This is a genomic window from Ottowia thiooxydans (assembly GCF_040548795.1).
Taxonomy (GTDB): domain Bacteria; phylum Pseudomonadota; class Gammaproteobacteria; order Burkholderiales; family Burkholderiaceae_C; genus Ottowia; species Ottowia thiooxydans_A.
Genome location: NZ_JBEPSH010000004.1, coordinates 279,538 through 304,852, shown reverse-complemented (window position 1 = coordinate 304,852; position 25,315 = coordinate 279,538). Strand labels below are relative to the sequence as shown.

24 protein-coding genes and 1 riboswitch are annotated in these 25,315 nt (G+C 60.9%); of the genes, 5 read left to right on the top strand and 19 right to left on the bottom strand.

The window, feature by feature from the left end; all coding sequences use genetic code 11:
• Nucleotides 1–89: 89 nt before the first annotated feature.
• Together ABIE13_RS10990 and ABIE13_RS10985 are read left to right on the top strand one after the other, a co-directional pair.
• Nucleotides 90–710, top strand: coding sequence for a hypothetical protein (locus tag ABIE13_RS10990; protein WP_354443269.1), 621 nt, complete (start codon nt 90–92; stop codon nt 708–710).
• 238 nt (nt 711–948) lie between these two features.
• A complete protein-coding gene (locus ABIE13_RS10985) occupies nt 949–1,257 on the top strand; it encodes a hypothetical protein (protein WP_354443267.1) in 309 nt (102 codons plus the stop codon).
• A gap of 105 nt (nt 1,258–1,362) precedes the next feature.
• Here ABIE13_RS10985 and ABIE13_RS10980 read toward each other — a convergent pair whose 3' ends face one another.
• The 5 genes from ABIE13_RS10980 to ABIE13_RS10960 form a co-directional block, all read right to left on the bottom strand.
• Nucleotides 1,363–2,562, bottom strand: a complete 1,200-nt coding sequence (locus ABIE13_RS10980) for an ABC transporter substrate-binding protein (RefSeq protein WP_354443265.1) — start codon at nt 2,560–2,562, stop codon at nt 1,363–1,365.
• Between the two features lie 112 nt (nt 2,563–2,674).
• On the bottom strand, nt 2,675–4,228 hold the full coding sequence (locus tag ABIE13_RS10975) for a class I adenylate-forming enzyme family protein (RefSeq protein ID WP_354443263.1): 1,554 nt from the start codon (nt 4,226–4,228) through the stop codon (nt 2,675–2,677).
• A gap of 148 nt (nt 4,229–4,376) precedes the next feature.
• Nucleotides 4,377–4,856, bottom strand: a complete 480-nt coding sequence (locus tag ABIE13_RS10970) for a 6,7-dimethyl-8-ribityllumazine synthase (protein WP_354443261.1) — start codon at nt 4,854–4,856, stop codon at nt 4,377–4,379.
• A gap of 119 nt (nt 4,857–4,975) precedes the next feature.
• Nucleotides 4,976–5,129, bottom strand: a riboswitch (FMN riboswitch).
• A 102-nt stretch (nt 5,130–5,231) separates the two neighbouring features.
• Nucleotides 5,232–6,071, bottom strand: a complete 840-nt coding sequence (locus ABIE13_RS10965; RefSeq protein WP_354443259.1) for a DUF72 domain-containing protein — start codon at nt 6,069–6,071, stop codon at nt 5,232–5,234.
• Nucleotides 6,072–6,193: 122 nt separating this feature from the next.
• A complete protein-coding gene (locus ABIE13_RS10960) occupies nt 6,194–6,898 on the bottom strand; it encodes a glutathione S-transferase N-terminal domain-containing protein (protein ID WP_354443257.1) in 705 nt (234 codons plus the stop codon).
• A gap of 96 nt (nt 6,899–6,994) precedes the next feature.
• On the opposite strand from ABIE13_RS10960, the gene ABIE13_RS10955 reads away from it, so the two are divergent.
• Nucleotides 6,995–8,473, top strand: a complete 1,479-nt coding sequence (locus ABIE13_RS10955; protein WP_354443255.1) for a M20/M25/M40 family metallo-hydrolase — start codon at nt 6,995–6,997, stop codon at nt 8,471–8,473.
• Between the two features lie 314 nt (nt 8,474–8,787).
• Here the strand turns inward: ABIE13_RS10955 and ABIE13_RS10950 are convergent, their stop codons facing one another.
• The 3 genes from ABIE13_RS10950 to ABIE13_RS10940 form a co-directional block, all read right to left on the bottom strand.
• Complete coding sequence (locus ABIE13_RS10950) at nt 8,788–9,390, bottom strand: YidB family protein (protein WP_354443253.1); 603 nt, start codon at nt 9,388–9,390, stop codon at nt 8,788–8,790.
• Between the two features lie 63 nt (nt 9,391–9,453).
• A complete protein-coding gene (locus ABIE13_RS10945) occupies nt 9,454–10,635 on the bottom strand; it encodes an MFS transporter (RefSeq protein WP_354443251.1) in 1,182 nt (393 codons plus the stop codon).
• Nucleotides 10,636–10,683: 48 nt separating this feature from the next.
• Nucleotides 10,684–11,580, bottom strand: a complete 897-nt coding sequence (locus ABIE13_RS10940; RefSeq protein ID WP_354443249.1) for a LysR family transcriptional regulator — start codon at nt 11,578–11,580, stop codon at nt 10,684–10,686.
• Between the two features lie 112 nt (nt 11,581–11,692).
• On the opposite strand from ABIE13_RS10940, the gene ABIE13_RS10935 reads away from it, so the two are divergent.
• The gene (locus ABIE13_RS10935) at nt 11,693–12,916 is read left to right on the top strand and encodes a CaiB/BaiF CoA transferase family protein (RefSeq protein WP_354443247.1); all 1,224 of its coding nucleotides are present in this window, start codon (nt 11,693–11,695) and stop codon (nt 12,914–12,916) included.
• Between the two features lie 8 nt (nt 12,917–12,924).
• Here the strand turns inward: ABIE13_RS10935 and ABIE13_RS10930 are convergent, their stop codons facing one another.
• From ABIE13_RS10930 to ABIE13_RS10920, 3 genes are all read right to left on the bottom strand, one after another.
• Nucleotides 12,925–13,647, bottom strand: a complete 723-nt coding sequence (locus tag ABIE13_RS10930; protein ID WP_354443245.1) for a 16S rRNA (uracil(1498)-N(3))-methyltransferase — start codon at nt 13,645–13,647, stop codon at nt 12,925–12,927.
• Nucleotides 13,648–13,979: 332 nt separating this feature from the next.
• Nucleotides 13,980–15,350, bottom strand: a complete 1,371-nt coding sequence (locus tag ABIE13_RS10925) for an amidohydrolase family protein (RefSeq protein WP_354443243.1) — start codon at nt 15,348–15,350, stop codon at nt 13,980–13,982.
• Nucleotides 15,351–15,359: 9 nt separating this feature from the next.
• Nucleotides 15,360–16,334, bottom strand: a complete 975-nt coding sequence (locus ABIE13_RS10920) for a Bug family tripartite tricarboxylate transporter substrate binding protein (RefSeq protein WP_354443241.1) — start codon at nt 16,332–16,334, stop codon at nt 15,360–15,362.
• Between the two features lie 168 nt (nt 16,335–16,502).
• Here ABIE13_RS10920 and ABIE13_RS10915 point away from each other — a divergent pair, with 168 nt between their 5' ends.
• Nucleotides 16,503–17,516, top strand: a complete 1,014-nt coding sequence (locus ABIE13_RS10915; RefSeq protein WP_354443239.1) for a LacI family DNA-binding transcriptional regulator — start codon at nt 16,503–16,505, stop codon at nt 17,514–17,516.
• A 9-nt stretch (nt 17,517–17,525) separates the two neighbouring features.
• Here ABIE13_RS10915 and ABIE13_RS10910 read toward each other — a convergent pair whose 3' ends face one another.
• The 8 genes from ABIE13_RS10910 to ABIE13_RS10875 all read right to left on the bottom strand — a co-directional run bounded on the left by ABIE13_RS10910 (nt 17,526) and on the right by ABIE13_RS10875 (nt 25,256).
• A complete protein-coding gene (locus ABIE13_RS10910) occupies nt 17,526–18,518 on the bottom strand; it encodes an NADP-dependent oxidoreductase (protein WP_354443237.1) in 993 nt (330 codons plus the stop codon).
• A 241-nt stretch (nt 18,519–18,759) separates the two neighbouring features.
• Entirely contained in the window at nt 18,760–20,076 is a 1,317-nt protein-coding gene (gene fahA, locus ABIE13_RS10905; RefSeq protein WP_354443235.1) for a fumarylacetoacetase, read from the bottom strand.
• Between the two features lie 342 nt (nt 20,077–20,418).
• On the bottom strand, nt 20,419–21,225 hold the full coding sequence (locus tag ABIE13_RS10900; protein ID WP_354443233.1) for a cyclase family protein: 807 nt from the start codon (nt 21,223–21,225) through the stop codon (nt 20,419–20,421).
• 41 nt (nt 21,226–21,266) lie between these two features.
• Nucleotides 21,267–22,031 carry an ABC transporter permease gene (locus tag ABIE13_RS10895; protein WP_354443231.1) on the bottom strand — a complete coding sequence of 255 codons (765 nt, stop codon included), beginning with the start codon at nt 22,029–22,031 and terminating at the stop codon, nt 21,267–21,269.
• Nucleotides 22,028–22,783, bottom strand: a complete 756-nt coding sequence (locus ABIE13_RS10890) for an ABC transporter permease (protein ID WP_354443229.1) — start codon at nt 22,781–22,783, stop codon at nt 22,028–22,030. The genes ABIE13_RS10895 and ABIE13_RS10890 overlap by 4 nt, the downstream gene beginning before the upstream one ends.
• Complete coding sequence (locus ABIE13_RS10885) at nt 22,780–23,550, bottom strand: ABC transporter ATP-binding protein (RefSeq protein WP_354443227.1); 771 nt, start codon at nt 23,548–23,550, stop codon at nt 22,780–22,782. Before ABIE13_RS10885 ends, ABIE13_RS10890 begins: the two co-directional genes overlap by 4 nt.
• A 6-nt stretch (nt 23,551–23,556) precedes the next feature.
• The gene (locus tag ABIE13_RS10880) at nt 23,557–24,501 is read right to left on the bottom strand and encodes an ABC transporter substrate-binding protein (RefSeq protein WP_354443700.1); all 945 of its coding nucleotides are present in this window, start codon (nt 24,499–24,501) and stop codon (nt 23,557–23,559) included.
• Complete coding sequence (locus ABIE13_RS10875) at nt 24,498–25,256, bottom strand: TetR/AcrR family transcriptional regulator (protein WP_354443225.1); 759 nt, start codon at nt 25,254–25,256, stop codon at nt 24,498–24,500. Before ABIE13_RS10875 ends, ABIE13_RS10880 begins: the two co-directional genes overlap by 4 nt.
• Nucleotides 25,257–25,315 lie beyond the last annotated feature (59 nt).

Sequence of the window (25,315 nt, the reverse complement as noted above, 5' to 3'; positions counted from 1 at the left end):
CACACCCCGTTGCCCCCGCTTATTGCCACAAGACTCCAGCAGTCACAATTTCAGACTCCCCTAACCCCCAGAGAAGGCACAATGACGCGGTGCCTAACTCATCCCAAAATCCATTGATCACGCGCCGCCATGGCCTGGGCGCCTTGGCCAGCGTTGCGCTGGCCGGCCTGTTAATCACCCTGCCCGCTTGCGCCGGCCCATTGTCTGCGGGCGCAGATGGAACGCGTTCCTACACTTTGCCCAAAGCGCAGCTCGAAGAATTGATCGGCAAAAAGTTTCCTCAGCAGCGGCGTGTGTCCGGCGTCATCGACCTGACTTTTCAGCGCCCTCGCCTGAGCCTGCTGCCCGACACCAATCGGCTGGGCACGTCCATTGATCTGACGGCTGCAGAAATGCTTTTAGGCACGCGCTACAACGGGACTGTAGATCTCGACTACGGCATACGCTTTGATGCTGTGGATGGCAGCATCCGAATGACGGACGTCCGCGTCGGCAAGGTTGATTTTGCGACCGTGCCCCAGCAGTACCAGCCCCTTTTCGCTCGCACTGCTCCGCGTATGGTGGAGCAGTTACTGAACGGCATGGTGCTGCATGAGATCAAGCCGGACCAACTGGCCATGGTCAATGGCCTGGGCTTTCGCGTGGGCGAAGTGCGCGTGACACGCGAGGGGCTGCGCGTGGAGTTACTGCCGGCCCTTTCAGCGCCTTGAACATCGCTTCATACGATGGGCGTTGAATTCCGCAACACCCTACGGGACTCTCAAGGCATCACGCAGCGCCTTGGGCGGAGGCGAATTTGGTGTGGACACCTCCCAATTGCTTGTGAAGATAAATTTCCACCTAGGTGAATCCAAAGAAGAGTTTGACGCGTATTCAAGGCAGAGGGGCAGCCAAAGTGCTGCTTCTCACTGGAACCCGAAGCTCAAACCAATTGAAAAGGAAAGAATCATGCAAGCCAAGACCATCGCCCTCGCTGCCGTACTCGCCGCATCTTTTGCAGGCAGCGCCTTTGCCGTCCAGCCTGTGTCTGGAGAAGGTCCGCAGTTTTCGTTGTTTCCTGACGGCGTCGTCACCAGCAGCCTCAGTCGGGCTGAAGTGAACAATCAAGCCCTGGCCATGCCGCCCGTTGCTGGTGACCGCCCTCTCATGCAATTCAACGCAAATGCCACTAGCAACATGAGTCGCGCTGAAGTCCGCGAGCAGACCCGTGAAGCCATCGCACTTGGCTACCGAGTCAAAAGTGGTGAAATGCGTTGATCGCACGCGAGGGGCCAGAGGCGTATCGGGATAGTTAATCAGATTACGCCATCTTGCACCTTCGCCTGCACTTGTTGCTCGCGCTTGGCTAGCCGTAGCAGCGCTTTAAGCCATCTTGCAGCCAGCGCCTGAGTCTGCCAGTGCCTTGGCAGCCACGCCCAGCACTTTGTTCTCGCCTTTTTCCACCACCCGCAGATAAAAATCCTGCACCGGGTTGTGCGAACGGCTCATGGTCCACTTGCCGCGTGGACTGTCAATGACCGCGCCTTCCATGGCTTTGTAGAGTGCTGGCTTGGCGTTCAAGTCACCATTGACAGCCTTGGCGCCTTGCACCAGAAGCAGGCCGGCGTCATAGCCCTGTACCGAGTACACATCGGGTTGAGATTTGAAGGCTTTGGCGTACTCGGTGCGGAACTGCTTGTTGCGCGGTGTGGCCAGCGAATCGCTGTAGTGCATGGTGGTCATGATGCCATCGGCAGCGGGGCCGGCAGCTTCAAGAACCCCTTCTGTCAGAAAGCCCGAGCCCCAGAGCGGGATCTTTCCTTTCAGGCCCGCAGCGGCGTAATCGGTGATGAACTTACCCGCTCCGGCACCCGCAAACATGCAGGCCACCGCGTCAGGTTTGAGCGAAGCGATTTCGGTCAGAAGCGCCTGAAACTCGACATTGGGGAACGGCAGCCACAGGTCCTTGATGATGGTGCCACCGGCTTTGGTGTAGCTGTCCTTGAAGCCTTCGTAGGCTTCTTCACCCGCAGCGTACTTCCAGGAAATCCAGACGGCTTTTTTCAAGCCTTTGTCCATCATGGGCTTGCCCAGCGCAAGTGTGGGCTGGGAATTGGAAAACGAGCTTCTGAAGACGTTGGGAGCGCACAAGGCCCGCGTGGCAGCATGCACGCCGGCGTTGGGGATCAGGCACAGCACGCCGGATTCACGCGCGACTTTCTGAATGCCCATTTGCACACCAGAGTGGACGGTGCCCACGATCACGTCGACCTTGTCGCGTTGGACCAGCTTGCTGGCGTTCTCCACGCCTTTGGAGGGGTCCGACTCGTCGTCGAGTTTGACGATCTCCACCTCACGCCCGCCGAGCTTGTTGCCCTGCTCCTGCAGAGCCAGGCGAAAGCCTGCCTCGATGGCATTGCCGATCTGAGCAAAGGTGCCTGTGTAAGGCAGCATCAGACCGATCTTGATCTTGCCCGTCTGCGCGCGCCCCAGGCGAGGCAGCGTGAGGGCGGAGGCGCCGACAAGAGCGGCGCCGCCATGCGCGAGCAGCACGCGGCGGGACAGGGCGTTGGATCGGGTCATTTGTTGGCCTTCCTGGTCAGTGATGTAGTGATTCGATACGAACTCAATGCTCGCTTGCATCTACCGGTTGACGGTATTGGGGGAAACACTTGATGGCGATCTCGATACCCACTCAAATGCGCTTGCGCCCCTCCCAATAAGGCGCCTTCAACAGATTCTTCTGAATCTTGCCGATAGGCGTCTTGGGAAAGCTCTCCACGAACTTGATCAGGCGCGGGCGCTTAAGCCGCGCCAATTTGGCTTCGCATTGAGCCAATACCTGTTCCTCAGCCAGTTTCATGCCCGGCTTGAGCAAGATATACGCAGCCGGCACCTCACCGAACTTGGGGTCTGGTACCCCAAAGACCGCCACTTCTGCCACTTCCGGCAGGCCGTAGATGGCGTCTTCGATTTCCTTGGGATAGACGTTCTCACCGCCAGATATCAACATATCCTTGGCGCGGTCTACCAGGGTGACGCAGCCATCGGCGTCTATGGTGGCCACATCACCTGACAGGCCCCAACCCTGGCCGAGCTTGAAGAAGGCTTCGGTTTGTTCGGGTTCTCCGTAGTAGCCGATCATGACGTTGTCGCCCCGTGTGGCCACTTCGCCTATTTCGCCCACGGCCACTGGGGTGCCGTCCGGGCGCAGCACGGCCATGTCGACGTTGTAGGGCTGACGGCCCACACTGCCCAGTTTGGCGGGCAGCAGATGCGCTGGCAAGGCAGCTATGACTCCCATCTCGCTCTGGCCGTAGATCTGTGTGAGTTTCAGTTGAGGCAGTTGGGCCATCAGCTCGCGCTGCACCCAGTCGGGCATGGGGGCGCCAGCAAATGAGAGCTTGGTCCAGGTGTCAAGTCGCTCAGGGGCAAACTTCGGGTGCGTCGCAAGGGTATTGGCCTGCGTGGGCACCATGAAGGCGGCGGTAATGCCTTCGGCCTCGCAAGCATCCATGAAAGCCTCCGGAGACCAGGGGGTGACCAATACGCTGGTAGCGCCGATCAGCACCGCAGGCTGGAACATGATGTTGAGTGCCGCCACGTGAAAGAGTGGCGTGACAATGGCGACGACGTCTTCCGGTGTGAGGCGTTCTTCCACGACGACTGTGTGTGCTGTGACATCGCGTGCGCGGTGGTTCATCAGCACACCTTTGGGCCGGCCCGTGGTGCCGCCGGTGTAGGTCATGCAGAAGGGATCAAGCTCGCTCAGGGGGACCTGGGGCGCAGTGCTGGGTTGCCCTGCGATGAAATCGCAAAAGCGTACGGTATCTGGCGTGTCCTGGCTTGCTATGAGCACCACCGTCTTGATGCGCGGACATTGGCCCCGCACCTGCGCCACCTTGTCTGCAAATTGCGCGTCGGCAATCAGTACCTCGGTGTCTGACTTGTTCAGCACCCAGGCTAATTCATCTGCTGCATAGAGAATGGAAACGTTGTTCAACACCAGGCCCGTGCGCGCCGTGCCGAAGAACACCACGCCGTACTCCGGCAGATTGCGTGAGAGCATGGAGACCTTGGCGCCCTTGGGCAGTCCTAAGGCCAGCAGTGCGTGGGCAAGCTGGTTGGCGAGCGCATCCAGCTCGCGGTAGGTCAGCACACGACGCGTTGCTTCGGGGCCGCGGAAGATGATGGCGGGTTTGTCTGGAAAGCGCGCAGCGGAGCGGCGCAGCATGTCACCGGTAAGCATGGGGAGCGAAGGCAAATGTGGACAAGAAATCCATCATGCCCAAATGCCTTCGATTGCACCATCAGGGCAAACGCCCCTCTACCGTGCTGGCCAGGTACGCGGCTCAACAGGCCGGGCAAGATTTCCGGCTTCCATCCGTATCAGAACTTCAAGCGTGGCTTGAGCTAAGGGCCTCGTGCGCAGCGAGCGTCTGTATGCACGCCCGAGCAGCTTCCGCACCTTTGCCCACAAAGTGGTTGGTGAAAAACTCTCGGTGGGTGCTGTGCTCGTGGAAATCCTTGGGTGTCAGCACAACGGAGAACACGGGCACGTCCGTGTCGAGTTGTACGCGCATCAGACCGTCAATCACGGCACCGGCTACGAAGTCGTGGCGGTAGATGCCCCCGTCCACCACCAGAGCGCAAGCGACGATGGCGGTGTGCTGGCCGGCACGGGCGATCTTCTGTGCGAGCAGCGGGATTTCGTAAGCACCCGGCACCACGTGCACATCAATGGAAGGTGCGCCTTGAGGGCACAACACCTCGATTTCAGTTTTGAAGCCATCGAGTGCGCGTGAAACGATATCGGCATGCCAGTTTGCGCGGATGAAGGCGATGCGAGAGGGGGAACTAGGTTTTGACTGATTCATGGAAAACTCCTTAAAGGACCAGGAATCAGGGCGCACACAAAGCCGCCCCCATGCAGCGCACGCAACGCAAATTACCTTGGAAGGCAAGCTTACGCCCAGGCGCCGCAGCAGGCGGCTTCGCGCGCTCTCTTTTATCCGGACTATGACCGTCGGCCCTGGCATCTCACCAGGTCTGCTGACCTCCGGCGGGAACCGCCGGAGCGCTCGCGGGCTCTTGCTTCTTTCGAGGCAAATACCGCCGGTGGGGACTTTCACCCCGCCCTGAGAACGCTTGGCGACGGCACATGAAGAATGCGTCGTCACCCCATGATCATACGACGGCGCTCAAGCTTGAATGAGATGAGGGGCTTTATCCCACATCCCGGCAGTCGGCATTTAGCCAGCTTGGAGGCGGGCTATCAAGGACTGTGCTGCGGCAGGGTTGCGGGCTTTGGCTGCGCTGATGAAATAGATGAACACATCGCGTGGTGTGCACTTGGCTTTGGCCTTGACCCCGCCTTCGGGCACGACCAGGGGCAAGTCTTCCGGTGTGCCCCCGGCGCGCCAGGCTTGCGCGCGACGCGCCCAAAGGCTGAGATCAGCGGTGGAGTAACCAGTAGGCTCGTCGGCTTGTGAGCGCATCAGCCGCGCATAGACAAAGTCGCTCGTGACATCCGCGATGTTGGGGTAATCTGGTGAATCGGTGTAGACCGTGGCAACGCCGTAAGCACGCGCCAGTCGAACATATTCGGCGCAGGCGAAGCTTTCATGGCGTGGCTCCAGCACATGGCGCAGGGGCAGGCCGTCTAGGGCGTTGGGCAACAGGGAAAGAAAGTACTCCAGATCATCTGCATCGAAGGCGTAGTAAGGAGCCAGTTGCCAGACGATAGGGCCCAGCTTGGCGCCCAGTTCGGTGATGCCGCTTTCCAGAAAACGCACCACGCTTTCGGTGCCTTCGCTCAATCGTCGGCGCTGGGTAGCCAAACGATGGGCTTTGAGCGAGAACTGAAACCCCTCTGGTGTCTGGTCCCGCCAGCGAGCATAGATGGCGGGCTTTTGCGCTGTGTAGAAGGTGGAGTTGATCTCGATGCTGGTCAGATGACGGCTTGCAAATTCGAGCTCCTCGGCCTGTGGCAAGCCGGGCGGATAGAACACACCCGCGCGCCATTCGGCAAAGTTCCAGCCACCAATGCCCACACGCGTGCGGCCTGAGAGTTGAGCGGATGCATTCGCCATTTATGCCCTCCTGAAGGCTTGGAATTTAGAACTTTTCCACTGCAGGGAGCAAAGGCGTATCGACCCTGTTGTAGTGAGAAGATTCATGGCCCTGACCCTCCAGGGGCTGACGGTTTGCTATTTCAGCGAGCTTCAGGAATGAGTAAACCGCGCTTGACGGCTGGTCTGGCCACAAAGATGTCGAGCACCCGCCGCACTTGCTTGAATCGCTCAAATTCCACCAGCTCGCCTGCTTCGTAGAAGCCGATCAGGTTGCGTATCCAGGGGAAGATGGCGATGTCGGCAATGGTGTATTCCTTGCCCATGATCCAGTCGCGGCCTTTCAGATGGCGGTCCAGCACACCGAGCAGGCGAGCGCTTTCTGCCACATAGCGATCCCGGGGGCGCTTGTCCTCATATTCCTTGCCAGCGAACTTATGGAAAAAGCCCAACTGGCCGAACATAGGGCCTACTCCACCCATCTGGAACATCAGCCATTGCAGTGTTTCGTAGCGCGCGGCAATGTCGGCCGGCAGAAATTGACCGGTTTTATTGGCCAGGTAAACAAGAATCGCGCCAGATTCGAACAATGCCAGCGGTTTGTTATCCGGGCCATTCGGGTCCAGGATGGCGGGTATCTTGTTGTTCGGGCTGAGTGACAGGAACTCTGGCGAGAATTGGTCGTTGGTGGCGAAATCCACACGATGGGCTTCGTAGGCCAAGCCAGTTTCTTCCAGCATGATGGACACCTTCACACCATTGGGTGTGGGCAGGGAGTACAACTGCAGGCGGTCAGGATGCTGGGCCGGCCACTTGTGGGTGATGGGGAAAGAGCTGATGGAGTTCATGAAACATCAATATACGCCGACCGAATGGGCTTTGTAATCATGTGCCCATGACAGGCGTATAAGTGCAATACTTGACCATTGCCTGAAGGTCTAGCCATGAATGCACCCCTACACAGAGAAATTCCCTCGCTGAATTCCCAAGCTGCTGCCCAACAGATCGATGCCCAGTGGGACGGAGATATTGTGGGCCGTCTGGCCGACTACATTGCCGTTCCGGCCAAGTCGCCTGGCTTCGATGCGGACTGGGCCACTCATGGATTTATTGACCGAGTGGTGCAGCAGGCGGCTGATTGGGTGACGGCGCAGAAGGTGCCCGGCCTGAAACTGGAGGTAATCCGCATCCAGGGCCGCACACCGGTGATCTTCTTCGAGGTGGATTCCACCCGAACAGCGGAAACGCGGGGTTCGGGACAGACGGTGCTCATGTATGGTCACCTGGACAAGCAGCCCGAATTCACGGGCTGGCGCAACGATCTTGGTCCCTGGACCCCCAAGTACGAAGAAGGCAAGCTCTACGGCCGGGGCGGTGCAGATGATGGCTATGCGGTTTACGCCGCCATCGCTGCCGTGCAGGCGCTGAAAAGCCAAAATGTGGCGCACCCGCGGGTGGTCGGCTTGATTGAAACCAGCGAGGAAAGCGGCTCACCCGACCTGCTGCCTTATATCGATGCCTTGCGCCCCCGCCTGGGAGACGTTGGCCTGGTGGTGTGCCTGGACTCTGGCGCAGGCAATTACGATCAGCTCTGGCTGACCACCAGCCTGCGAGGCATGGCGGGCGGTACGCTCAAGGTGGAGGTGCTCACGGAGGGCATCCACTCTGGTGACGCCTCAGGTCTGGTCCCCAGCAGTTTCCGCATCATGCGCCAGGTACTGGATCGCCTGGAAGATTCCACCACCGGGCGCCTCCTGCCTGCCAGTTTTCACTGTGCCATTCCAGCGGAACGCATCGAGCAAGCACGTGCGACTGCGGCCATTCTGGGCGATCAGCTCTTCAAGAACTACCCTTTTGCGCACTACGACTGCGGTGGCAGAGAGCAGTCGGTATTGCCGGTCACGGGCGATGCCACTGAAGCGCTGCTCAACCGGACCTGGCGACCCACGCTGAGCGTAGTGGGTGCAGAAGGATTTCCGGCGCCCAAAGATGCCGGTAACGTGCTGCGCCCGTACACGGCCTTCAAGCTCAGCCTGCGTCTTCCGCCCTTGGTCGATGCGGCGCAAGCGGTGCGGGAAATGAAGGCCTTGCTCGAAGACAACGCGCCCTATCAGGCCAAGGTGACTTTCCAGGGAGGCGGTGGTGCCACCGGCTGGAACGCCCCTGATGTGGCCCCCTGGTTTGCGCAGGCTCTGGACTACGCCTCGGAGGCGCATTTTGGGGCGCCCTGTGGCTATATAGGACAAGGCGGCACGATTCCGCTGATGAACATGTTGAGCGAGGGCTTCCCAACTGCTCAGATGATGGTCTGCGGTGTGCTTGGTCCCAAGAGCAATGCGCATGGACCGAATGAGTTCCTGCACGTGCCTTACGCCAAGAAGTTGACAGCGACAGTGGCTGAGGTGATTGCCCGGATGGCCTGACGATCAGATGGCCCAGGGTTGATTGCGGGTTGCTACTCCACCCGTTGGCGCTGAGCTTGTCGAAGTGGCGTTACGCAAGCCTTCGACAGGCTCAGGCCGAACGGATTTTTCCTGTTTCAACGCCACTCACTGTTTTGACAGAAACCATAGAACCTCAGCCCGAGCGGTTTTAGTTGGTTCCAAACGCCATTTTTCGCTTGACCAGAACCATAGAACCGCGGGACAGGCCAAGCTCAGCGTGAACGGACTTTCATGATTTTTATCCGGGGCCGGGAGGATGCACTTTCCCAAACGGCCCTGATTCCGTATAGCAATTATTTCTGCAGCATGCGACCCAGCATGCCGACGATGTCGTCCGCACTGCCCAGACCGCCTGCGGGGGCTTGGCCCTGAGGGGTCAGCCGGTCGATCAGCTCCGGCAAGATGGCTGCAATGCCACCGGCGGCTGTATTGCCGTCGACACCCAGCTTTGATGCGATGTCGCCGATGGTGCCTTGCCCGAAGACGTCGCTGACCTGTGCGCCTGTCACCGGAATGTTTTGGCCCGTGCCAATCCAGGAGTTGGCTACATCACCGTGGCCGGCCTGCGTGAATTTGTTCAACAGCCCGCCCAGGCCACCGCCGTTGCCGGAATTGCTGTTGGACAGCATGTTCATCAAGATGGGAAGCAGTGCAGCGATCAAGGCGGGATTGATATTGAAACCGCCTGGAGCGCTTTGCTGCTGGGATTGAGGCTGGCCGCCGCCGAGCAGGTCGCCCAGCACATTGCCCAGACCACCTTGGCCGCCCGCCCCCTGGCCTGCGCCACCCAGAATACCGCCAAGCAGATCGCCCAAGCCACCAGCGCCGCCCTGCGCGCCACCTTGTTTTTGTTGACCTGCCAGCACCTGACCAAGAACCGAATCGAGTAGACCCATGACGCCCCCTTGTGGGAAAAAGTTGAAAGAACTAAAGGGTGAATCGGTATGAAGACGCCCTACCTAGATTCTGCCGGTTTGTTGTTGCTGCCGCTGCCGTATCGAAAGCCAGAAAAGTGCGGATCCGGTGAGCAACAACGCAGGCAGCGAACCGAGGTTCAACCAAGCCCAGCCTTGTGTTGTGACCAGTGCACCTGATGCAAACGAAGTAAGGGCCATGAAGGAAAACACGCAAAAGTTGATAGCTGCCTGTGCACGGTCTTTTTCCTCAGGTCTGTAGGCTTTGAGCGACAGTGTGGTGCTCCCTGTGAACAGGAAATTCCATCCTACGCCCAAAAGGAAGAGCGCGATCTCAAACTGCCTAAGCTCCACGCCGGAGAGCGCCACGGCCACACAGGCCACGTTCAGCGCCACGCCGACACCCATGATGGAGAGCACGCCGAAGCGGCGGATCAGGTGGCCGGTGAAGAACCCCGGTGCAAACATGCCGATCACGTGCCACTGCAGTACGTGGGCGGTGTCGCCAAAATCAAAACCGCAGACTTGCATAGCCAGCGGCGTGGCAGCCATCAACAGGTTCATCACCCCATAGCCCAAGGCTGCAGCAACCGTGGCGACCACGAATTCAGGCTGGCGCATGATCTGGCTCAGTGGACGCCCAGTACCTTCAGAGGCGTGCCGGACCGGCGGCGGTGGAAACTGCACAAACGCCATGACCACCATGGCGATCACAGCGACCACAGCCAGCGTCAAGTAAGCGCCGGCGAAAGGCATGGGCAGCAAGTTGCGGGTCCAGCTTGCCAGGTAGGGGCCGACCACCGCACCCAGCAGGCCACCGGCCAATACCAGCGATACCGCCTTTTCGCGCCAGGCGGGAGCCACTACTTCAGCGGCTGCGAATCGGTACAACTGCCCATTGGCGTTGTAGTAGCCGGCCACTACGGTGGCGCCGACGAGCAGCCAGAACTGGCGCGTATAGACCGCCCAGGCGCAGAGCAAAGCTGAAAGCAATGCCACCAGCAGGCCGATCTGAAAAGAGCCGCGGCGGCCAAAGCGCTTTTGGGAGCGAGCCACCAGTGGCGCTGCTATCGCACCGCCGACGACATAGCCCATGACCGGCAGCGTTGCCATCCAGCCGAAGGGGGCCAGTTGAAACCCGACCAGCCCGTTGATGGCTATGAAGGTGACGTTATTGACCAGAAACAGCCCCTGGCAAAGGGTGAGCAATAGCAGGTGGCGATTCATGGATGGAGTGTAGCTGCCCCGGTGATCACGTTCACGGAGCCGTCCTGTCTACCTCAAATGACCGCAACGCGCGGAGATCATCTCCATCACCAGGGCGCGCATTTCCTGCACTTGTGCAGAAGGCTTGGGGCCTGAGCGGATGGAGATCTCCAACTCATGAAAAAGCTCTGGATTGCGCAAAGGCAGTCCCTTGGCGCCCAGTGCCTGGGCCAGCGGCAGCACATAGGCCGGAAACACCGCTACCCCAGTGCCTGAGCAAGCCATGGCTATGCCGGCAATGGCCGTCGACGCGTCTTGCGCGTCGGCCAGCGGTACGTCCTTGCCGAGCGCCGCGCAAAGGCGCAGGTAATTGTCCGATTTGGTCATGAAGAGCGCCTGGTCGGCGATATCGACCCAGCGCAACTGCTCGCGAGAAGCCAGAGGGTGGCGCGGGCTCATGAAGGCGAACCAACGGGAGCTGAAAACGGGCTGAGATTCCAGGGTGTCGTGTTTCCAGAGATTGACGCCAATGGCGATGTCGGCCTGGCCCTCCAGCAAGGCTTGCGCGATGCCTGCGGCTGCAACGTCCACCGGTTGCAGACGCAATCGCTCGAATCGTTCGCTCACGCTGGGCAGCACATGCGTGAGCAAGGTGCCGATGATGGTCTGCGTGGTGGCAATGCGTACCACCTCATGATGGGCCCGCACGTTGCTGGCAAAGCGGGACGCTTCTTCCAGCTCGCTCAGAACGCGTTGCGCATGCACCAGGTAGCCGCGGCCGGGCTCGGTCAAGCGCAGGCGCCGCGTGGTTCGCTCCAGTACCCGAAAGCCCAGGATGTCTTCCATCTCCCGTATGGCCAGGCCGAGGGCGGCGGGTGTGACGTGCAGTGCGCGCGCGGCCTCGGCAAAGCTGCCCAGACGCACGGCGGCGTCCAAGGCACGCAACTGGCGGATCTTGATTTCCATGGCGGCTATTTATATAGAAAACCTTGTGAATCGCCAAGAAAAACTAGCTTTTTGTTTTGAATGGCACCCATTAGAGTGCGTCTACTTTCTACCCTGGACCCATCCACCCCCTATGCAGAACCAGATCCTCGCCGGCACCAAGGTGCTGGACCTCACCCGCGTGCTGGCAGGCCCCTGGTGCACCCAGGCGCTGGCCGACATGGGGGCCGATGTCTACAAGATCGAGCGCCCCGGTGTGGGGGATGAGATGCGTCACTCGCCCCCCTTTTTGAAAGACCCACAAGGCAATCCGACGCGGGAGACGCCTTCGTATGTGGCGGTCAACCGCGGTAAACGGTCGCTGGCCGTGGATTTCACCAAGGAGGCGGGGCGCAAACTCATTCTGGATCTGGCGGCGCAATGCGATGTGCTGGCCGAGAATTTCAAGGTAGGTGATCTCAAGCGCTACGGGCTCGACTACGAGTCTGTGCGCGCAGTCAATCCGGGAATTGTTTACTGTTCCATCACCGGCTACGGACAGGACGGCCCCTATGCGTCGTGGCCAGGTTACGACCCCGTGCTGCAGGCGGTCTCCGGCATCATGAGCACGTGTGGCCTGCCTGACGGCCAACCCGGTGGCGGCCCCATGCGCTCCATGGTGCCCCTGGTCGATGTGATGACCGGCATGATTTCCACCTCCGCCGTGCTGGCCGCGCTGTTGCACCGCCACAAGACAGGCCAGGGCCAGCATCTTGATGTGGCGCTGCTGGATGTGGCCGTCACGGCCACCAACTACATGGCACAGAACTACCTGAGCACGGGTGCGACCCCCCGTCGCGCGGGCAACGGCAGTCATTTGTTCGCGCCCTCGAATTCTTTCCCTTGCGCCGACGGGCCCCTGCTGATCCAGATTGGCAACGATGGCCAATGGGCCAAGCTATGCAAGACCCTGGACCGCGAGAGCTGGCTGTCTGACCCCCGTTACGGCACCAACGCCGAAAGGGTGAAGCACGCCGCAGAGCTCAACGAGGAAGTGGCCGCCGTAACGCGCACACTGGAGCGGCAAGCGCTGTCGAAGGTGCTGGGTGCGGCGGGCGTTCCCTGCGGTCCTGTCAACACCATCCAGGAAACGTTCGAGCACGAACAGGTCATCCACCGGGGGCTGAGGGCGGAAGTCGAGCATCCTGTACTGGGTGCGCTGCCGGTGGTTCGCAGCCCTTTCCGCTTCTCTGAAACACCGGTGCAGATGAAGGCGCCACCTCGCCTGGGTGCAGATACCGATGCCGTGCTGGGGGGCCAGCTAGGCCTTTCCGCCGAAGCCTTGTCTGCGCTGCGCGAACAAGGCGTGTTGGGCTGATCTTCTTTTCAAATCGTCATCACTGCCAGCGCCGCCAGCGGTGCTGTTTCGGCGCGCAGGACTTGCCGCCCAAGCGAGACGGGCACGAACCCGGCTGCGCGGGCTGCGGCTTCCTCTTTGGGGCTGAGGCCACCTTCAGGCCCTGAGATCAGCGTGACCTCATCTTGCCCCACATGCAAGGCTTGGCGCAGGGGTATGGCGTCCTCGGCCAGCGACAGAAGCAATTTCTGCCCGGATAGTTCGCTGGCCTGAACGGACTTCATCTGCGCCTCGAAAGCCACTTGGGGCTTCACGACAGGCACCAGGTTTCGGCCACTTTGTTCGCACGCCGAGATGGCCACAGCCTGCCAATGGGTGCGCTTTTTTTCTGCGCGCTCGCCTGAAAGGCGCAGGCTGCTGCGCTCAGCGAGCACGGGCGTGAAACTGGCGGCACCCAGTTCCGTGGCTTTTTCTATCAACCAGTCCATCCGGTCGCTCGCCATGAGGCCTGTGATCAGATGCACCTGACGCGTGGCTTCGCAGTCCACGACATGGTGCTCACCAACGGCCACCTGGACATCACTGCGGCCCATGCGCAGCACCTGGGCATCCCATTCGCCGCCTCGACCGTCGAACAGCGTGATGGTGGCACCCGGCTGCAAGCGAAGCACCTGAACGTGGCGCGCGGCGCCGGGGGGCAGCATCAGTTCTGAGCCGCTGGTGAGATCGGTGGAAATGTGGAAACGAGGCATCGGGGCATGTCTGTGGCGCGAGTACCCACCGATGGTAATGACATTTGAACCTAGAAACGGTAGTTGGACGCGCCCGAGCAGGCCGCCCTCGGGTGCGTTGGCAAGACGTGAGGGCGCGACAGGCTCGTGCCTGTAAGGACGAGCAACGCCGCCAGCGTGCCCGAGGGCGGCCTGCTCGGGCGCGTAGCGCTCTCACCTCAATGGTGAATGTGATCGAGGCAGCAAAATTGAGTGCTCATGCGGCTCTCCTTATGATTCCAAGCGGTCAACTGCCGTTTCTAGGTTGAAAGGGCATTTCCAACGCCACCCAAACGTCATCCGCAACCGCCTTCTCAGTGCGCCAGCGCGGCAGCTCTTTCCTGGCCGGCAGGTGTTCCGGTCACGTCTTTCGGATCAATGCCGTAAAGCTCTGCAGAGTTTTCCCAGAGAATCCGCTTGGCGAGCCAGTCTGCCTGGCGCGCGTCCCAGACGCCGCGCTCGCAGCCGTCGTGCAACACATCGTTCAGTGCCTGCCTGGCGTAGTGGGCGGCAGCCACATGGAACTCTGGTGCGCCCGCGTCCGAGCCGAACAGCAGCTTGTTGGCCGGCAGGATTTCCATCCACTCGCTCAGCTTCAGGCGCAGATAGGCGTGGTGCAGGTAAGGCATCCAGGAAAAATCCAGGAACACATTGCCGTACGTCTGTACCAGCGCGGCCACGTGGCTGGAGAACGGGTAGCCGCCGTGCAAAAGGGTGACGCGCAATCGGTTGAGCGATTTGATGTTCAGGAAGGTTTCCAACAAAAACGGGGCGCTGTTGGAAATTCGCATGCCGGGCTCAGGATGACCCATGCCCACATGGATCTGCATGGGCAGTCCGTGGTCCGCCGCATACTGCGCGGCGCGTTGGATGACAAAGTCTTCAAACGGCTGGCGGTCCACCGCGCGCCCAGCCGCGAGTCCTTCATAAGCCGTGCGAGCAGCTTCCGCGGAAGCTGGCTCGAAATTGATGGGCCGGACATAGGCCGAGGCAATCTTGAGCCCGACCACGCCGGCGCGTACTCGCCGCTCCAGCGAGGCATCCATGAACTGGATGTAGTCATCAAAACGTGCCGGAGGCTCGGTCATTCCGTCGTGCTGCAGTTCCTGCCGCAGCACGTTGGCAAAGCCGCCGTGGAAGCGCTGGAACTCCGTTCCACGCAGCTCTTCGGTCTGCCCTGGATGGAAAGCGTAGACATAGGGATCGATCCGCATGATCTGGCGGTAGCGTTGCCGGTCCCACACGGTGTGGTCAATGCGCGGCACGTCCGTCAGTATCACCGGAGTATTGGCCACCCGCGAAGCCTGCTCGTAGCTGTAGGTCGGATGGCGGGTACCCCAGTCTTGCGCGGTTGCTTCAATGGCATCCCAGGTCTTGTCCGGGCCGTACAGCCGCCGAGTGCCTTCTCGCAGCGCACGGGCGAAGAACGTGGTGGAACGGAATTCCAAGCCCTGGCGCATCAGGGTCTCGGTGCCGTGTTGCTGTTCAAGCAGCTCCAAAGTGGCTGTGTCGGCCGCATTTCGCGCCGTGATGAACGCCGCATAGGTCTGTGCGGACACGTTGGCTTCCAGGTGGGCGGTTGCGAACTGTCTGTCGATCTGATCCACCGTCCGAAACCGCGCCATGGACGCGTGGGAGTGGTGGTCGATGGCGGGGATGCCTCCGGTGATGTCAGGGGATGCCATGCTTGATCCTCAATCGGCTTTGATGTTCTTATCTTTGATGATGGCCGCCCACTTGGCGCCTTCACGGCGGATCTGCTCCGAAAACTGCTCCGGCGTGCTGGCGCGTGGGGTCGTTCCCAGCGTATCCAGGCGCTTTTGCAAATCTGCGCCAGCCAGGGCGCGGGCGGTTTCCGAGCTGAGCTTGGCAATGACATCCTTGGGTGTTCCGCCGGGGGCGCAGAGGCCATACCAGGAAATGACTTCAAAGCCTTTCAGGCCGAGTTCGTTGAACGTGGGAACGTCTGGCAGATAGGGCGAACGCTCCAGGGAGGTGACGGCCAGTGGCACCACCTTATCGCTTTGCGACGTGACGTAAGCGCGCGCCGAAGGCAGGGGGTTGAAGTAGAAATCCACGTGACCTCCCAGAAGGTCGTTGATGGCGGCCTGGCCGCCTCGGAACGGCGTGTGGGTAGCGGTCAAGCCGGCCTGACTGAGAAACAGCTCGGCTGCCAGGTGCGTGAGGTTACCTGCGCCCGCGGAGGCGTAGAAGATCTTCTCAGGGTTGGCCCTCGCGTAGGACGCGAATTCGGCGTAGTTCTTGACCGGCATTCGCTTGCTGGCCACCATCACCATGGGCGTTGTGCCCACCAGCGACACCGGCACGATGTCCTTGCCCACGGTGTAAGGTACCTTGGGATAGAGGTACGGGTTGATGGTCATGGGACCGGGCGAGCAGATCAGCAGGGTATGCCCGTCCGCGGGCGACTTGGCCACATGGCTGGTGCCGATCATGGCGCTGGCGCCTGCGCGGTTTTCCACAATGTAGGGCTGGCCCCAGGTGGTGCGGAAATGGTCGCCCAGGGCGCGCCCTATGGGGTCCAGATCGCCGCCTGTGGGAAAGGGCACGACAATCTTGATCAATTTGTCGGGATAGCTTTGGCTATGGGCCACGACCGCCGAAGCAGCAAGCGCGCACAGCACGGAGAGGCGAACGATCGATTTCATGGAGGCAGTTCCTGTGGATACGGTGGTGAACTTGTAGCGCTATAAAATTAACTTTTACAGGAGAGTACGTACGTATGGCTTATTCAAGAGGTTTATTTGCTGGTTTTGCTGTATGAGCGGGTTGGATTGTAGCGCTACAATTTTGCTTGGCAAGAGGAGATGTGTTTTATGACGTCTGGCAGTCGTACGAGAGCCACCATGGCCGACCTGGCGAAGGCTGCGGGTGTTTCGCCCATGACGGTCTCGAACTGTTTCAAGCATCCGCACAAGGTTCAGGAGAGCACGCGCAAAAAAGTCCTGGAGACCGCAGCGGCCATTGGCTACGTCCCCAACCTGATCGCCAGCAGCCTGGCTTCCGGCAATAGCCGCATGATCGCGGCACTGGTGCCTTCGTTGCGCAATTCCAATTACGCCAATACCCTGAAAGGGCTGGGCGACTATCTGCACACCCGGGGGTATGAGTTGCTGCTGGCGGAGACCGATCACGCCGAACGGGAGGAGAAAGTTCTGCAGAGCTTGCTGGGGCGCCGGCCTGCCGGCATTGTGCTGACGAGCGGTCAGCAACACAGCCAGCGCAGCCTGGAACTCATCAATCATTCGGGGGTGCCCGTGGTGGAGACCTGGCACGACGCCCAACCCCACCTCGACATGGCTGTGGGCTTCTCCCTGTTTGATGCGGCGCGCGATATTGCGACCATGATGGTTCGCAAAGGGCTGCGCCACATTGGTTGGGCGGGTCATGACAAACCTGAAAGTGCGCGGTACTTGCAGCGTCAGCGTGGCTTTCAGAAGGCTATGGAAGAAGCAGGGTTGCGCAGTGATCTGGTGTTTCTGGTGCCGGAGAGTGCCGGCTTTGCGGGAGGCCGCCTGGCCATGGAAGCGCTTTTGGCCAAAGAGCCCCAGCTTCAAGGACTTTGCTGCGTGAGCGATGTGGTGGCCGCTGGAGCCCTGTTCGATTGCATGCGCCGGGGTTGGCGCGTGCCGGAGCGGTTCTCTGTCGCGGGCTATGGAGACTATGAGATTGCGGCCGAAGTACCGCCTGGCCTGACGACCGTCAATACCAATGGCGCAGAGATCGGACGCACTGCCGGGGAGATGCTATTGCAGAAGATAGAGACCGGCCGGGTTGACGCAGTGACCCGGCGAGTGCCCTACCAGATCGTGATCAGGCACAGCCTGTAGCCATGCCGATCAAAGCCTCACCACGGTCTTGCCGAAGTTCTTCCCGGTCAACATGCGGATGAAGGCTGGCACCACGCTCTCCAGGCCCTCGCTCACATCTTCCTGAATGTGGATGCGCCCTTGCTGAATCCACTGGGCCATGTCGCGCAGGAACTCTGGTTGCCTGTGAAGATGGTCGCTCATGATGAAGCCGTGCAGCGCCAACCGCTTGGAGAGGATGGGGAACCAACCGGGGCCGCCCTGGCGGCTGTCGTTGTATTCGGCGATCAAGCCGCACACCACGATTCGCCCGCCTGGGTTCATCAGGGGCCAGACTGCATCGCGCACGGCGCCACCGACATTGTCAAAGTAGATGTCCACGCCTGAAGGGCAGGCGGCCGTTAACGCCTGGGCGAAGTCCGCGCTTTTGTAGTCGACCGCCGCGTCAAAACCTAGTTGATCGCGTACATGGCGTACTTTGTCCTCCCCGCCGGCGATACCGACGACGCGGCACCCCTTCAGTCGAGCGATTTGCCCCACGTTGGATCCCACGCCACCGCTCGCGGCTGACACCACCACGGTCTCGCCTTCCCTCGGTTGACCCAAATCAAGCAGCCCTACGTAGGCCGTCATTCCGGAAGTGCCCAGGGCACCCAGCCAGACGTTCGCTGGAGCGACCGACTCATCTACCCGGACCAGGTTTTCGGCGCGCGCCACGGAGTATTCCTGCCAGCCACCACTTACCGACATGACGGCAGTGCCTACCGGCAAGCTCGGCGCCTGCGACTCCACCACGTGGCCAATGGCTTGCCCGTAGACGACATCGCCCAAAGCCATGGGCTCCCGGTACGACGCTTCTTCTCCCATGCGCAGGCGGGCCGCAGGCGCAAGGCCCAGCCAGGTATGGCGCAGAAGCACTTCACCTGCACCCGGCCGGGCTATAGCGGCGGTGTCGATACGGAAGTCCGCGGGGCGAGGCACGCCTTGCGGGCGTGAGGTGAGCACGATGCGTCGGTTGGTCATGACCTGTATTGAGCAGATTCGAATGACGCCATGACATGCTCACTCACGGAGATCGGGGTCCGATCCATTTTGCGGCCTGTCGAGAGCCTAGGTGGGCCAACCAGGGCGAGGGCGCGCGAGCTCGGGCGTCATTCGGTTGATGGTAAGTTTGTCTATTAACCGAACTATATACCATCAAGCCGAGAGAGTATGCCCATACCGCGATAACCCGGTGGCGCGGATACTCGGATGCCTGGTCGCGTCAAACCGCCGGCAGAACCATTCCCCTGCATTCGCCAAAACCAATCCGCGCAGCGCCTTCTCGTTCGCACCAACCGCGCAGGATGACGGCATCTCCATCCAGCAGGAACGTGCGTTGCTCTCCGGTACCTGCCAGCGTGATGGGCTTGGTGCCACCTTGGCTCAGTTCCACAATGGCACCGGCTTCGCCGGCTGTGGGGCCGCTGATCGTTCCCGTGCCGCAAAGGTCGCCGGGCTGGAGGTTGCAGCCGCCCACCGTGTGCTGAGCGAGCATTTGCGCAATCGTCCAGTACTGATGGCGGAAACTGGTGCGTGAGATCTCCGCGGCTGCCAGGCCTTTTGTGCGGTGCTGTTCAGACTCCAGCCCCACGCTGAGCTGAACATCCACCCCACCCGCCGCGCGGTTACCCGGCTCATCCAGATAAGCCAGAGGTTGAGGTTCATCGGCTGGGCGCTCAAAGGCCACCCGGAATGGCACCAGGGCGTCCATGGTGACAATCCAGGGTGAGATGCTGGTGCAGAAATTTTTGCCCAGGAACGGGCCCAGGGGGTTCATCTCCCAGAATTGATGGTCGCGCGCCGACCAGTCGTTCAGGAGGCACATGCCAAAGATATGTTGCTCAGCCTGCGCGAGTGGGACAGGTCGCCCCATGGCGTTGCCCGGACCGACGAAAAAGCCCATCTCCAATTCGAAGTCAAGCCGCGTGCAGGCGTTGTAGACCGGTGCCTTGGCGCCGGGCGGCATGGCTTGCCCATGTGGGCGGTGATAGTCCGTGCCGCTGATCACTACGCTGCTGGCGCGGCCATGGTAGGCAATGGGCAACCACTGGAAATTGGGCGTGAGTGGATCGTCCGGCCGGATGACGCGACCGACGTTGCGCGCGTGGTGAATGGAGGTATAGAAGTCCGTGTAGTCACCAATGCGTGAAGGCAGGCGATGCTCGACATCCGCCTGTGCGATGAGGCTGGACCGCACGGCCTGCTCCGCGGTGCCGCCCTCTTTCAGTACGTCGAACAGCGCATGCCGCAGCGTGCGCCAGGCATCGGGCCCGGCGGCCATGAAGTCGTTGAGCGCATCCTTTGCGGCCTGCTGCAGGGCATCGCCTGCTGCACCGGTGATCACGCCGAGCTTGGCCAGCGCTGCCAAATCCAGCACTTGATCGCCAATGGCGACCGCACCTCGAAAGGCTTCGTTGCTGCCACGGCGCCGTATGACACCAAAAGGCAGGTTCTGGATTGGGAAGTCGGCTCCGGTGAGATTGGCGGACGCGAGCCAGCTGCGTGCGGCGGGATTGTGCGTGTGGTCGAGCAAAGTCATGGTGAAGTCCAGGGGTCGAGTCAATGGGGCGAGTCAATGGGGCGAGTCAATGGGGCGATATGGGGGCGTGCTACGTTGGTCGCTTGAAACCGTTCGGCCTGAGGTTTTATGGTCTGGGTCAAGCCCTAAGTACCTTCGGGGTGAAGTTCCTTGGTTCAGTCAACCTCCAATACCGTTCGGGCTGAGCCTGTCGAAGCCTTGCGCAACGCTTCGACAAGCTCAGCGCGAACGGATTCTTATGATTCAAAGCTTCTTGAAAATAACCAATAAGACCGCTGTTCATTGAACATGTGGAAGCGTTGCGCAGCGCTTCCACAGGCGTGAACGGTGACAGGTTGCCCGTCATGCACCAGCCATCAACGCGTCGTCAAAGATGGCGACTGCGCGTGTCCAGCCCGCAGAGGCGCCGCGAATCTTGTGCGGAAAGCAGGAGATGTAAAAGCCGGAGGCAGGCAGTGCTTCCAGGTTGTGCAGCTTCTCCAGATGGCAGTAACCGATGTCGCGGCCGGCTTTGTGGCCTTCCCAGATCAGGCCAGCGTCCTGGCTTTCTGCGTATTTCTGCGCGGTATAGACGAACGGGGCATCCCAACTCCAGGCGTCAGTGCCCGTCAGGCGCACACCGCGCTCAAGCAGGTACATCGTGGCTTCATAGCCCATGCCGCAACCTGCTGCCACAAAGTCGTTGTGGCCGTAGCGGCTGCCTGCGCGGGTGTTGACGACCACGATCTCCAGCGGTTTCAGTTCGTGGCCGATTCGTTTGAGCTCCGCTTCGACATCGGCTGCGGTCACGACATAGCCGTCGGCAAAATGGCGGAAGTCAAGCTTGACGCCGGGTTGAAAGCACCATTCAAGCGGCACTTCATCGATGGTCCAGGCGGGCTTCTTGTCGCCAAGTGCCTTGTCCATGGTGCTGTGAAAGTGATAAGGCGCGTCCAGATGCGTGCCGTTGTGGGTGGAGAGTTGAATCGTCTCCACTGCCCACACTTCGCCATCGGGAAGGTCTTCTTGCTTGAGCCCCGGAAAGAACGGCGCCATCTGCTCGAACGAGTTCTCGTGGTTGAAATACTGGATCTTGGGCGCGAACGCCGGCGGATCGGAAATGACGTCGTTTTCTAGGTAAATGGACAGATCAACGAAGCGGCGCACCATGGGGGTCTCCTGGAGTTATGAGTGATCAAGTCGGCAAGGCATCACGGATGCTGCCAACGCAGAAGGCGCCGCTCCAAGAGCGCCAGAACTGCGTTGCTGACGAAGCCGATGGCGCCCAACAGAGCGATCCCGGCAAACAGCTCGCTGGCGCGGAAGGAGCGGGCGGCCAACAAAATGGCTTGGCCCAAGCCCGGCTGTGAAGCGATCATTTCGCCCACCACACTGACGATCAGCGAAACCGTCAACGCGAGCCGCATACCGGCCACGATATCGGGCAGTGCGTTGGGCAATCCGATCTTCCACAGAAATTCCATGCGCCCGAGCTGCAGCGCGGTGGCCACTTCGCGCAGGCGCACATGCACTCCGGCCAGACCGTGCACGGTGGCCAGCAACACTGGCCACATGGCACCGAAGGCGACCACGGCAAGCACCATGCCGCTTGAAAGGCCGAAGATGGCGATGGCCAGCGGAATCACGGCAGAAGCCGGCAACGGACGGATGAATTCCAGCGTGGGTCCGATCCAGGCGCGCGCGGCGGCACTGCTGCCCACCAGGGCACCCAGGGCGATGCCCGCCACCCCAGCCAGACCCCAGCCCGCGAGCATCCGGCCGACGGTGGCCAGCGTGTATGAGCCCAGATCTCCATCGACCAGGCCATCACGAAGGCTGGACAGCGTGGCTTCGGGGGTGGGTAGAAACACCCTGCTGATCCAGCCGGCGTGGCTGGCCATCCACCAACAGGCCAGCAAGCCAGCCAGCACCGCCAGGGAACCACAGATCTCCATGGGTGTGAAACGCCGATTCATGACGCAGCCTCCCCCATGCGCCGAGCGACTCCGCGCTGCAGCCACAGAGCGCCTGCATTGATGGCAAAGCCGACCAGACCAATCCACAGCAACCAGGCCAGCATGAGCGCAGGGTCCAGGCTCTGCTGAGCAATCATCATGCTGTAGCCCATGCCGTGCGGATTGGCTGCAATCTCTACCGTGACGGCCACCACCAGCGCAATGGCCACGCCAAGGCGCAAGGCCACGAACAGGCGAGGCACGATAGCGGGGCCGACGATCCAGGTAAATCGCTGCCAGGCAGTCATCTGAAGGGCACGCGCTACTTCCAATAGCCGTGGTTCGACCTGTTGCACGGCAGCTTGCGCCAGCAAAGCCATGGGCCACAAACAGGCGAATGCGACGACGCTGACTTCCATGCGCAATCCAAAGCCAAAGACCAGCATGGCCAGAGGAATCAGAGCGACCGATGGAACAGGCCGGAGAACTTCCACACTGACGAATGAAAGTCGTGCCGCTCGGGCCGACAGGCCCAGAAGGGTTCCCAGCGCCACGCCCAGTCCTCCTCCAATCAACAGGCCAACGGCCGCACTGCCGAGGGTAAAGCCCGTGGCAACCAGGAGCGATCCATCCGTCAGCGCACGACCGAAGGCAAGCAGCGCCGCGCTAGGCGGGGCCACCGAGTCACTGCTCGCGCCTATGGTGCGCGCCCATAGCTCCAGCGCGGCCAACACCAATGCCGGGAACACGAAGGGACGAAACCATCTGGTCATGCATGCCCCAGGTAGTGGTACAGCTCGCGCCGCAAGCGCAGGAACTCAGGGTGTTCCTTGGTCGATAGCTGCTCGCGCGGCTTAGGTAGCGGCACGTCGATCAACGCCGCCAGGCTAGGCTGCTCCGCCGTAGGGTTAGCACGCAATGCCAGCACACGGTCACCCAGGTACAAGGCTTCTTCGAGATCGTGGGTCACGAAGAGCACTGTCAAGCCTTGCTCGCGCACCAGCCGCGCCACTTCATCTTGCAGGCTCTCACGCGTCATGGCATCCAGAGCGCCGAAAGGCTCGTCCATGAGCATCACCTCGGGCGACTGCGCCAGGCAGCGCGCAATCTGCACGCGTTGCTGCATACCGCCGGACAACTGCGCAGGAAACTTGTCCGCGTGCGCGCTCAGGCCCACGGTGGCCAGCACCTTTTCGATACGGGCCGCTTGCTCGGCAGCTGGCACCCGTGCGGCCTCCAGCGCCAGGGCCACATTGCGTGCCACCGTGCGCCAGGGAAGCAGCGCCCGGCCATAGTCCTGAAACACAAAGGCCACCTCGCGCGAGGGCCCCGTCACGGGCTTGCCGTGGCGGGTCACCTGTCCGCTGCTGGGCGTCACAAATCCCGCAGCGGCGCGCAGAAGGGTCGTCTTACCGCAGCCGGACGGGCCAATGATGCAGACAAACTCACCGCGCTTGATACTGACGCTGGTGGGTGAGAGGATTTCGCGCCCACCCAGATGGATGGCAACGCGGTCGAACTCCAGAACGCTTTCCGTCATGAGGCTTTACTTGAACAGCAGCGAATTGACGTTGGGCGAAGTCTTCAGCATGTCCTGCTCTTTCATCAGCGCCACCCAATAATCCAGCTGCTTGGTGGTGACGACGGGGCCAGGAGGCGAAATCTGCATCTTTGCCAGCACTTCGGCGGGCAGCTTGATGTATTTGCCGATGGTGGCGCGCACGGCATCGTTGTTCTTGGGGTTTTGCATGAAGGTCGCGCCTTCTTGCACCGCCTGCTGGAAGCTCCGCACTGCTGCGGCATTCTTCTGCGCCCAGTCGCGCCTGGCCACGTGGATGATCGTGGGCTGACCTTCAGGCAGGAAGGTGGAGTAGTAAGACGCCACATACCCCACACCCGTGTCCGTGATGCGGCTCATGAAAGGGTCCGCGCTGACCACGGCATCGACTGAACCGCCACGCAGCATGTCGCCATGCTGGGGGAAGGCTGCTTCAACGAAATTGACTTTCTTGTAGTCCACCCCCTGGTCCTTGAGCCACGCGCGGAAAGTCACGTGAAGGAAGGCTCCCAAGCCTGGCACGCCGATCTTCTTGCCCACACAATGGGCGGCGGTCTTGATGCCGCTTCCGGCCCGCGCCACCAGGCCGAAACCGGTGATTGATTTGGAGGTCACGCCCCCACCCGCGACGACGACCTGGTCCAGCCCACCGTCGACCGATTGCAGGTACACACTGGGAGTGGGGCCACCGATCTGCAGCGAATCAGCCTGAACGGCGGCTGGAATGGTGGAGTTGAGTGGAATGAACTTCAGCTCCACATCCAGCCCGCGCTTCTTGAAATAGCCCTGGTCTGCGGCGACAAAGACGGAAGTGAAGTCCGTGACCGCTGTGTAGCCAAAGACGATCTTGGTCGTCTGGCTGAAGGCGGGGCGGGCCAGGCCGGCGGCGGCCAGGGCAGCCAGAGCTTGCAGAGTGTTGCGGCGTTTCATCAGGGTCTCCTTTGGTTTGTTTTAAGCACAGCGTCCATGCCTGCGGCGATGAAGCTGATGAGAAGGGGTTCGGCCGAGGCATCGTTCGGGGGGTTGATGCCGTGCGACAGACGTTCCACACGTTGGTCGCTGATGTGATGCAAAAGCGCACCCAACGCGAACTGGTAGCCCCAGGCGGCCTGCGCACGCGTCGCTTGGGGGCGAGCGGCCTGCAGTGCATCAATGAAGGCGTGCGCCAGCGGATCGAAGAAGTCGCGCAGTACCCGGTCCGCTTCTTCGCGGGCATAGGAAAGCTCGCGACTGACCAGCAAGGCATAAAACTCACCCTCCGGACTGACCCGCATCCGGAGCACGGGCTCCACGAAGGCGCTCACGATGGGTTGCAGTGCGGACGGTTGGGCCGTGATGTCCGGCATGACATCGCGTAGCAAGGCCAGGCGGGCTTCTATGGTGGGCTGCCAACGTTCAAAAATGGCATGAAACAGTTCATGCTTGGCACCGAAGTAGTAGCCCACCAAAGCCAGCGGGACCCCCGCTTCACTGGCGATTTTTCTCAAGGGCACGGCGTGGTAGCCGTGCTGGGCAAAAAGTTTTTCCGCAGCGAGCAGTATCTCTGTGCGGCGGTCGCGGCGTTCCGTTGCGGCGCTCCCCCGGGCCACCATGCCGCTGCCCCGAGGGAGCAAGGCAGGCAAGCTGGCTGGAGGACGCGGCGCAGAACTCATGCCTGTATTGAACAGGTGTACAAGATATTTGAACATGCGTACAAACCCGAGGCCACCTGTCTTGCTATTGGTAAATCGTGCGCACTGACTCAATA